The following is a 460-nucleotide window of genomic DNA, read 5'->3' as shown; positions in this document are numbered from 1 at the left end:
CGGATTAAGCGCCTCTTCCTTCGCCTTGTCGGCAGCGGCAGCCTGGCCGGGCTTGCCAACCAGCTTCTTGCGCTTGACCTCCACCTCGACCTTGTGCGTGCGGCCATGGCTGAAGCGCTGCTCGACCTGGCCCGCATCGACCGACCTCTTCAGGGTCAGCGGCTTGCGGCTCAGTTTCGGCTTGTCTTGGGTTTCTTCACTCATCGAACAGCAGTCTTCCTAAGGTCTTCGTCATCTGTCACAGCATCGTCCGTCCCGGCAACGGGGCCGGCACCGATACTGCATCCGGTATAATTTAGCCAGCGGGCGAGATGTTGCAGGACGCGTGCTGCGGCCTTCTCCCCCAAAATCGCGGCATGGACCGCATTTTCGCGCCCCAATGCCATAGATAGGGCCTCTCGGTCCACCGGCAAGGCGATTCCGCCTTCACCGCTTCCCTCACGGTCCATTCCCACGCGCC

The 460-nt window shown here is 62.2% G+C and carries 1 protein-coding gene and 1 pseudogene; both read right to left on the bottom strand.

What is annotated here, in order from left to right:
- The coding region (locus tag HUO12_RS14385) for a translation initiation factor IF-2 associated domain-containing protein (RefSeq protein WP_176274500.1) at window positions 1-204 on the bottom strand (204 nt) is incomplete at its 3' end.
- Window positions 201-460: pseudogene (locus HUO12_RS14380) on the bottom strand (hypothetical protein); the annotation flags it as partial. The gene HUO12_RS14385 and the pseudogene HUO12_RS14380, both read right to left, overlap by 4 nt.

This window comes from Altererythrobacter lutimaris (assembly GCF_013371495.1).
GTDB classification, from domain to species: domain Bacteria; phylum Pseudomonadota; class Alphaproteobacteria; order Sphingomonadales; family Sphingomonadaceae; genus Erythrobacter; species Erythrobacter lutimaris_A.
Note: the sequence above shows the minus strand (reverse complement) of the source record. Positions and strands in the feature narration are given on the sequence as shown.